Origin of the sequence: uncultured Peptoniphilus sp. (assembly GCF_946998875.1) — a bacterium.
Lineage (GTDB): Bacteria > Bacillota > Clostridia > Tissierellales > Peptoniphilaceae > Peptoniphilus_A.
This window is the reverse complement of sequence record NZ_CAMQAY010000035.1, coordinates 1-8,190: the sequence shown is the minus strand read 5'-3', so window position 1 is coordinate 8,190 and position 8,190 is coordinate 1. Positions and strand designations below refer to the sequence as shown.

The 8,190-nt window shown below is 32.7% G+C and carries 9 protein-coding genes and 1 pseudogene; 6 read left to right on the top strand and 4 right to left on the bottom strand.

Going from position 1 to position 8,190, the window contains the following annotated elements; translation table 11 throughout:
• The first annotated feature begins 211 nt into the window (after nucleotides 1-211).
• The 3 genes from Q0U74_RS07270 to Q0U74_RS07260 all read left to right on the top strand — a co-directional run bounded on the left by Q0U74_RS07270 (nucleotide 212) and on the right by Q0U74_RS07260 (nucleotide 4,365).
• Entirely contained in the window at nucleotides 212-1,105 is an 894-nt protein-coding gene (locus Q0U74_RS07270; protein WP_297393719.1) for an aromatic acid exporter family protein, read from the top strand.
• A gap of 8 nt (nucleotides 1,106-1,113) precedes the next feature.
• Entirely contained in the window at nucleotides 1,114-2,859 is a 1,746-nt protein-coding gene (locus Q0U74_RS07265) for a hypothetical protein (protein WP_297393717.1), read from the top strand.
• A 198-nt stretch (nucleotides 2,860-3,057) separates the two neighbouring features.
• Nucleotides 3,058-4,365, top strand: coding sequence for a YjiH family protein (locus Q0U74_RS07260; protein WP_297393715.1), 1,308 nt, complete (start codon nucleotides 3,058-3,060; stop codon nucleotides 4,363-4,365).
• Between the two features lie 169 nt (nucleotides 4,366-4,534).
• Here Q0U74_RS07260 and Q0U74_RS07255 read toward each other — a convergent pair whose 3' ends face one another.
• From Q0U74_RS07255 to rpsF, 4 genes are all read right to left on the bottom strand, one after another.
• Complete coding sequence (locus Q0U74_RS07255; protein ID WP_297393714.1) at nucleotides 4,535-5,593, bottom strand: copper amine oxidase N-terminal domain-containing protein; 1,059 nt, start codon at nucleotides 5,591-5,593, stop codon at nucleotides 4,535-4,537.
• A 145-nt stretch (nucleotides 5,594-5,738) separates the two neighbouring features.
• Nucleotides 5,739-5,963, bottom strand: a complete 225-nt coding sequence (gene rpsR, locus Q0U74_RS07250) for a 30S ribosomal protein S18 (protein WP_019108153.1) — start codon at nucleotides 5,961-5,963, stop codon at nucleotides 5,739-5,741.
• An 11-nt stretch (nucleotides 5,964-5,974) separates the two neighbouring features.
• Entirely contained in the window at nucleotides 5,975-6,517 is a 543-nt protein-coding gene (locus Q0U74_RS07245; RefSeq protein ID WP_297393711.1) for a single-stranded DNA-binding protein, read from the bottom strand.
• A 9-nt stretch (nucleotides 6,518-6,526) separates the two neighbouring features.
• On the bottom strand, nucleotides 6,527-6,811 hold the full coding sequence (gene rpsF / locus Q0U74_RS07240) for a 30S ribosomal protein S6 (protein WP_288166202.1): 285 nt from the start codon (nucleotides 6,809-6,811) through the stop codon (nucleotides 6,527-6,529).
• Between the two features lie 118 nt (nucleotides 6,812-6,929).
• On the opposite strand from rpsF, the gene Q0U74_RS07235 reads away from it, so the two are divergent.
• From Q0U74_RS07235 to Q0U74_RS07225, 3 genes and pseudogenes are all read left to right on the top strand, one after another.
• On the top strand, nucleotides 6,930-7,403 hold the full coding sequence (locus Q0U74_RS07235) for a methylglyoxal synthase (protein ID WP_297393708.1): 474 nt from the start codon (nucleotides 6,930-6,932) through the stop codon (nucleotides 7,401-7,403).
• Nucleotides 7,404-7,488: 85 nt separating this feature from the next.
• A complete protein-coding gene (locus Q0U74_RS07230) occupies nucleotides 7,489-7,911 on the top strand; it encodes a PPC domain-containing DNA-binding protein (protein WP_297393706.1) in 423 nt (140 codons plus the stop codon).
• An 89-nt stretch (nucleotides 7,912-8,000) separates the two neighbouring features.
• A pseudogene (locus tag Q0U74_RS07225) lies at nucleotides 8,001-8,190 on the top strand (peptidase T); the annotation flags it as partial.

Below are 8,190 nucleotides of genomic sequence, written 5' to 3'. Positions count from 1 at the left end.
TTTTTTCTGCCACGTTCTTTAAAGATTCTGTAAGTTCAATGTTTTTTCCAACAAAATTCAATAACATAAATGTCACTCTCCTTTTCTTTGTTAATTATTTACCCAATTTTTACAAATAATATCAGGGCTCTCGTAAATTATGAAAATGTACTTTTATATTTATTATTGATATAATTATCATGCAATATTAAAAAATAGATTGGGTGATTACATGGCAATAAAAAATAAATTTGATTACAAGTACAGAATTGGCATGCGTGCAATTAAGACAGCCCTAGCTGTTGTAATTGGACTTTTTATCTCAGGTTTTTTTAAATTAAATTCACAAATTTTTGTTGCCATTGCTGCAGTTTCTTCCATGAAGCCATCAATGTCAGAATCCCTAGATGATATGAAGAAGAGACTTTTTACTGCAGTAATTGGTGTAATAATTGGCTATCTTGCTTCAAAAATTTCCCTTCCCCTCTTACTTGAACCCTTAATTGCAGGGCTTGGAGTTTTGATAATTATTTATATACTTGCAATTTTAAAAATGCGTGACATGACACAACTTTCTTGTATAGTTTTCGTTGCAAGTTTTTGCTCCGATTCCGACAAAGTTGTCTATGCCTTTAATAGAATCTTGGGAACAGTAATAGGAGTTCTTGTTGGCGTCCTTATAAATTACTATATATCCTCTCCCAATATCTGGGAAGATTTTATTACAGTTTCAAAAAAATGCTATCAATCAGCAAATAGAGTTTTGAGAGAAATAATTTATGACAAGAGAGCAAATTTATCTGATTTTAATGAAAATTTATCTAATGCAAATACTCTTTATAAACTTTTAGAAAAGGAAGTAAAGACACCCTTCCACCACGACCATTCACTTGATAGAGAGACAAAGATTAGCTCTCTACTTGAAAGCATATCTGTTCGGCTAGAAGTAATAAATAATATGAACGCAAATTATTTAAGCGAAAAAATTTCTGAGGAAGTGAAAAGTCGCTACGATTTAAATGAACCAACTTCTCATAATTTAACTGAAGTTGACAGCGTCTACAATTATCACATAGAATATATTTTGCGATACATGGATGAACTAAAGGAATTAGTTGAAGAATAGGTGAAAAAATGAATTTAACTACAAGAGAAATTTATGAAATAGGAAAAAAACTCTTGAGCCAAGCCACTATTGGCTTTGAAAATTTTATAAATGAAATTGAATTTACTCCAATTACAGAAAATCCCTATGTAATGGTAAGAGATAGAGACGAACTGGCAGCCTTTATGCTCTTTGACTTTAAGGAGTATGAGGATAATGCAAAGAGAGTTTTAAAAAGCATGCTAAAAAAAATCGAAGTAGCTGAAGAAAACTATGATTATCTTATAAAAATTTTTAGAGACTCCTATGTGTCCCTTTTTAGAATAAAGGAGAAAGATGACCACTTTACCTTTTATGATGTCCTTTTAGATGAATATATAGAAGTGGAAAATTACACAAAGATTGATATTAATAAAGGAGAATTTGGTCTCTACAGAATTTTTGGCGACGAAAATAAAAAATCCATACTTCAAGTCATTCAAATTATGGACGAGGAAGTCTTTTTTACTTTTTCGGAAAACCTCATTAGTTTATTCAGACACATAGAGGATAATTACGGTCCCATAAAAATGAATGAAGAATTTTTGAAAAGAGAATTTTTAAATATTATTGCCATATTTGGTGTAACTTTAGAATCAATAAATAAAAATTTTCTCCATCCCAATGAAGACTTGGAAGATTTAGATGGCTTGGAAGATTTTGGTCACTTGTTAAGGTCTTTTTATGAAGAGGACCTTCTTATAGCCCAAGACACACAGTTATTTCAAAAAATTTTCCCTGGTGAAGATCTTGAATTTATAATGGGATTCTTCTTCACTCTCTTCTCAAAGTTAAGTCGATGCCTAAGCCTTGGTGATTATGAAGAAGATAAGACTTTCAAAGATTACGACTTAGACTACAAGGAAATGATTAAAGACCTTTGCGAGGCTGGAGGCTTCTTATCAAGAGAAGACTTAATAAAGTCCATAGACTTTTTGCTTGTCTTTTATGGACAGCTTCAAATCATGGGCAGGGGCGTAAAAAATATTTTAAAAGATTTAGGCGAGATAAAGAACAACATATTTTATTATATGGAACTTTTAAAAAACAGTGAAAGCGGCTTTTACTCTGATGACAACCTGCTAGATATACTTTATGACAACAAAAAAGCAGTCTTTGGCAACAACTTTATAGAAAATTTTGATAGCTTTATCACTTTCCTTGACATGAACTGTGTGAATTTGTTAAAGTCAGGGGACCTTTCTCCCTCTATGTTAAAAAATTTTTCCTCTGCCATAAATCTAAAGCCAACAAAAGATGTTAAGACCCTAAAAAATAAACATCTTCCACTAATTGAGCTCTACCTGAACTTTATGCTGAAAAAATATTTGACTTTAATAAGTGGAGATGAATTTCCACAAGAACTTTTTCTCACAGAATTTGCCGATGAATACCAAGCTCTTGACGACATAACCAAGCTTTCCCTTTGGATAGAGTCCTTAACTAATAAAAAGTTTCTTGAAAGCTCCTTTGGCATAAACTACGAAAAATATAGTAGCTTTGTGAGAGAGCTTTTGAAAGACTTAAAAGATGTAGGAGAGATAAAAAATAGAGACTTTGCAGAAGATGAAGTTGCCCTCTTAAATATTTTAAAAGATTTGGAAGTAATAAAGATAAAGGAATCTGATAAAAGCATAAGACTTACAAAGTTTGGCAAAGACATTTACAATTACTACACGACAGAAGAAGTAAATGCCGACAACATTATAAAAGTTAACTTCACTGATGAAAAATAAAAAATTTTGAGCTCGTCCAATATATTGGATGAGCTTTTTTTGTGAGTATTTTTTTAAACCAACCTTCACTAAAAATTTTTAAAATAAAATAATTTTAAAAAAATAAGTTGAAACTTAGTCAACTTTCGTTTTTTCTGCTAATACTATGTTATAATAAAGCTAAACCATAGTATATTAATATCAATTAAGGAGGACATTATGGAAAAGAAAAAATTCAACTCGACGGACATTGCACTATTTATTTTTTATTCACTTTTTGGCATTTTTATGTTCTTTGTGCCTATTACAATTGCTGGAGCAAAGAGTATACCAATTGACCATATAACAACACTTGTTAAAAAACTTCCAAATTATAATTTAGTTTTTGGAGTTTTCATGGTACTTGCTGGTATAGCCTATGCAATAAAAACAAAATCTTGGCAAAAAAGTAAACTACATTCAGTATTTTTTGCAATTAAGCTTGTAGCTTTAGTATTTGTTTTTATGTATTTGACTCACAAGGGTCCTGCAAGAATTTTTGACAAAGACATGCTACCACTTATCTGGAACGGAATCATGGTATCTGTAGCTACAATCGTGCCTATTGGTTCAGTTTTCTTGGCTTTCTTGACAGGCTTTGGACTAATGGAATTTATTGGTGTATTTATGGAACCAGTAATGAGACCAGTCTTTAAAACTCCAGGTAGATCAGCTGTCGATGCCGTTGCATCCTTTGTAGGATCTTATTCATTAGCACTTTTAATTACAAATAGAGTTTATTTGGAAGACACTTACACAAAAAAAGAAGCAGCAATTATTGCAACAGGATTTTCAACAGTTTCTGCAACCTTTATGATTATAGTTGCAAAAACTTTGGACTTGTTAGACTATTGGCTAGCCTATTTCTGGATTACACTTTTTGTAACATTTATAGTAACAGCAATAACAGCAAGAATTTTCCCACTAAATAAAAAATCACAAGAATATTATTCTGGAAAAGAATATGTGCCTGAAGAAAAGAAAAAAGTTACTTTTAGCGAAGCCATAGAAGCAGGTATGGAAGCTTACAAAAATTCTGGCTCACTAGCATCAGTTGTAAAAGATAACTTTATCGATGGATTTAAAATGGCACTTAACATTGCACCATCTCTTCTTGGCGTAGGTATGATAGGACTTTTACTTGCAGAGTACACTCCAATCTTTGATATTATTGGCTACATCTTCTACCCATTCACACTAATTACTAGAGTAGAAGAACCACTTATGGTTGCACAAGCACTTGGCATGAGTATTGCAGAAATGCTTTTACCAGCTCCAGTTGTAGCAAATGCAGGACTTGGACTAATAGCAAAAATGCTAGTAGCAGTAGTTTCTGTTTCAGAAATCCTATTCTTCTCAGCATCAATTCCTGTAATGATGGGAACAGAAATACCTCTAAAATTCTCAGATTATATTATAATTTGGATTGAAAGAGTTATTTTAAGTATAGTAATCACTATGCCAATACTTTATCTATTCTTTAGATAATTTCTTTAAGTAAATATAAAAATTTGGGACTAGGAATAGTCCCTTATTTTTTTGTCTTTTTACAAATAGTTTAAAATGAATTGCTATCATTAATTTGATGATAATATGAATTTTTACTTTATTATAAAAAGCAAAATAAAAAAGACTAGCCTAAGCTAGCCCTTAAAATTTAAATTTTTTTGTAAGCCTGATCGTAATATACATCAAGAGTCTTTAATAGCTTTTCCATATCCTTCTTGTTGGCCTTGATGAACTTAATCTTTTTTGCATTTGCAATTTCTTCCTTTATTTGCTCTATCATTCTCTCTGGAGAGTCGTGGTAGTGAAGGGGAAGTCTGAAATAGCTAAAAGTTCCATCGTAATTTATATAATAATCAAAGTGCTCAAGTCCTGCCATAGATGGACCAGAGGCAAGACCCATGCAGTCTCTCTTGTAGTAGTCTTCTCCCTCCGTTTTTTCGTAACCTGACATGGCTTCTCCCCTTTTAGTCAAGCCTATTCCAAGACCATCATTGTTGGGATTTAAAAATGGATTTTTGTTTAATTCAGGTCCAAAAAATCCTCCAGCCTTGGCGAAAGAAAGCCAAGCAAGACAACCCTCAACATCTCCATTCTTATAGCCCTTAAAGACCTTGGATTCTTGTGCCCTCATAGTCCTTTCATAATTAACTTTTTCTTCATCAGTCTTGCCTGCCATGTCCTTCTTGTAAAGGTAGTCGAGACCTAGTGGGTCCAAGACTTCCTTCTTTTCTAGAAGGTCCTTTATATTTTCATTTTTAAGCTTATTAGGATCATAAGCTTCGCCAATTACAACCACTCTCTTGTCATTGTCCCAATGAACCCTTTCGCCAAAAGCCTCGGCAATAGCTCTTATAGGCACAAAGGTCCTGTCATCTTTAATTACAGCTGGTGCATCTAGCTCTATCTTTCTATATACATTGCTGGAAATATCTTCCATAAATTTTTCATTAATCACAAGAGAAAACTCATTGCCCTTTTCATCCTTGATGGTAACTTTTTTATCATCATTATTCCAAGTAACGACCTTTCCCAAATTTTCTGAAATAACCCTTATAGGCACCATGGTTCTATCCTCAGCAATATAGGGCGCCACATCAGATTTTACAATTTCGCCCTTGACCCAAAGCCTAATATCAGAATTTGCGAAAACAAAAGTTGGTATGGCAAGAGCCAGTATGGACGCTCCCAAAATAAATTTCTTTTTCATAAATCCTCCTAAAAAATTAAATTATATAAGTTAAAATCTTTTACTATGTAACTCTTTAAAGCAATTATATATGAGTGGGTATAAAAATACAAAAGAAAAACAAAAAAACTGCTGGGTTATTACCCAACAGTTTAATTCAAATTAATTAGTCAGCGCTATATGGAATAAGTGCAATTTGTCTTGCTCTTTTTATAGCAACTGTCATTTCTCTTTGATGTTTTGCAGTTAAACCTGTGATTCTTCTTGGAAGAATTTTGCCACGGTCAGAAATATAATTTCTTAGCATATCAACATCTTTATAGTCAATTTTTTTAGTTTTATCTTTTTCAAAAGGATCTACTTTTTTCCTTCTGCCAAATCTTCTTTGCATTTTTACCCTCCTTAAAATGGAATATCGTCATTATCAACAGGGAAAAATCCATCTTCATCGTCATTATTGTTTTTAGAAAAATCATTTCCGTAGGCTGAATTTACTGGTGGCTGTTCATTATTAAATCCACCTTGGTTAAATCCACCTTGGTTTTGACTTTGGAAATTATTTTGATTAAAGCCGCCTTGGTTTTGGTTAAATCCGCCTTGGTTTTGTCCTTGGCTTGAGCCGATAAAAGAAATAGCATTTACTACAACATCTGTTGTATAAATTGTTCTTCCTTCTTTTTCGTAGCTTCCTGTTTGGATTCTACCTTCAACTCCAATTTGACTTCCTTTTCTATGATAATTTGCAATAAGTTCAGCTGTTTGACCAAAAGCTGTACAAGAAATAAAGTCAGCAGTTTGTTGATTATTAGCTTGTGCTTCTTGTCTCTTTTGCTTTGACATTCTTCTGTCAACAGCAACCGTGAAACGACAAATAGCTGTTCCATTTTGCGCATAACGAAGTTCCGGATCTCTTACTAGTCTTCCTATTAAACTAACACAATTCATAAAAACTCCTTAGTCTTCAACTTTTATAATCATTTGTCTCATAACTGGGTCCATGATTTTTGCGACTCTGTTGATTTCAGCAATGTCTTCTGGTTTTGTTTCGAATTCAACGAAAATATAATAAGCTTCTTTTTTGTAGTCGATTTCGTAAGCTAATTTTCTCATGCCCCATTCATCAACATTATCAATTTTACCGTCTTTTTCGATTACCTTTTTAAGTCTGTCGAAAGAAGCATTTCTCTTTTCTTCTTCCACTTCAGGATAAAACATAATCACCGCTTCATATTTGTTCATACTTTCACCTCCTTATGGTCTTCGGCATAGCTAAAAAAACTATGCAAGGATTTCAATCTTTGATATTATATATTAAAGAAAGAGCTTAGTCAAGATTTTTTAAAAATTCGAGGTACTTATGCAAGTAAAAAAGAACACAGTTAAAAAAAAGAAAAATATTGCTCTTGTGGCACATGACCACAAGAAAAGAGAATTACTAGCTTGGGTTAAAAAGCACGAAGAAAAATTAAGGGGACACAATTTTATTGGAACGGGAACTACTGCTGCCCTTATCTCTCGCGAAACTTCTCTTGATGTAAAGAGGCTTGTCTCTGGTCCACTGGGAGGCGATTTGCAGCTGGGCGCAAAAATTTCTGATTCAAAAATTGATATTTTAATTTTCTTCTGGGACCCTCTTGAAGCACAACCTCACGACCCCGATGTCAAGGCCCTACTTAGAATTTCCACCCTATACAATATTGCCCTGGCAACATCTCCTACTACGGGCGACTATATTTTGTCTTCGCCAATGTTTAATGAGCAGTACGATGTGGAAATTTTGGACAACGAATACTCTGTGGAAGATAGAATTTCAAAAAATGATTTTGATTGATTTTTAAAAAATTTGGTAAAATTAATTTAAAGATGTTAAAAATTTCAATTTATTTTGGTAAAAAAGTAAAAAAATTGGAGGAATTATGGATTACAAAAGATTTGGCGACAAAATTATAGCAAGAATTGACAGAACTGAAGAAGTTCACGAAAAATTAAGAGAAATTGCTTTAAAGGAAAATATTAAACTTGCAAGCATTTATGGCATTGGAGCCACAGACGACTTCACTATTGGACTTTTTAGTCTGGCAAAAAGAGATTACAAGGAAAAAAATTTCAAGGGCGAATTTGAAATTTTATCTCTAATTGGAAGCATCACAACCCTAGATGGCGAATACTATCCACACCTTCACATCTCTACATCTGACACTGATGGAAATGTTTATGGCGGTCATTTAAAATCTGCTAAGATAAGTGTAACTTGCGAATTAACAATTAATGTAATAGATGGCACAGTGGAAAGACAAAAGGACGAATACACTGGCATAAATATTTATAAGTTTGATTAATTTTATAAAAATTTTTAAATAGAGGCGATTTTTAAATCGCTTTTATTTTTTTGCCTTTTTTTGATAAAATAAATTCATTGGAGGTTATTATGACAAATATTTTAGATAGATTTTTAAATTATGTTTCCTTTGAGACAACTAGTGACGAGAGTTTCCCTACTTGTCCATCAACAGATAGACAGTTAAAGCTTGGAAATTTCTTGGTGGAGGAGTTAAAGTCCCTTGGCATTGAAGCAGAGATTGACGAAAATGGATATGTCTATGGAAAAATTCCTGGCA

What these genes read in the sequence shown, in the direction of transcription:
- Q0U74_RS07270 (WP_297393719.1), top strand. Translation starts at nt 212, where the DNA reads ATGGCAATAAAAAATAAATTTGATTACAAGTACAGAATTGGCATGCGT.
- rpsR (WP_019108153.1), bottom strand. Translation starts at nt 5,963, where the DNA reads ATGCAAAGAAGATTTGGCAGAAGGAAAAAAGTAGATCCTTTTGAAAAA.
- Q0U74_RS07235 (WP_297393708.1), top strand. Translation starts at nt 6,930, where the DNA reads ATGCAAGTAAAAAAGAACACAGTTAAAAAAAAGAAAAATATTGCTCTT.
- Q0U74_RS07230 (WP_297393706.1), top strand. Translation starts at nt 7,489, where the DNA reads ATGGATTACAAAAGATTTGGCGACAAAATTATAGCAAGAATTGACAGA.
- Q0U74_RS07245 (WP_297393711.1), bottom strand. Translation starts at nt 6,517, where the DNA reads ATGAATTGTGTTAGTTTAATAGGAAGACTAGTAAGAGATCCGGAACTT.
- Q0U74_RS07260 (WP_297393715.1), top strand. Translation starts at nt 3,058, where the DNA reads ATGGAAAAGAAAAAATTCAACTCGACGGACATTGCACTATTTATTTTT.
- Q0U74_RS07265 (WP_297393717.1), top strand. Translation starts at nt 1,114, where the DNA reads ATGAATTTAACTACAAGAGAAATTTATGAAATAGGAAAAAAACTCTTG.
- rpsF (WP_288166202.1), bottom strand. Translation starts at nt 6,811, where the DNA reads ATGAACAAATATGAAGCGGTGATTATGTTTTATCCTGAAGTGGAAGAA.
- Q0U74_RS07255 (WP_297393714.1), bottom strand. Translation starts at nt 5,593, where the DNA reads ATGAAAAAGAAATTTATTTTGGGAGCGTCCATACTGGCTCTTGCCATA.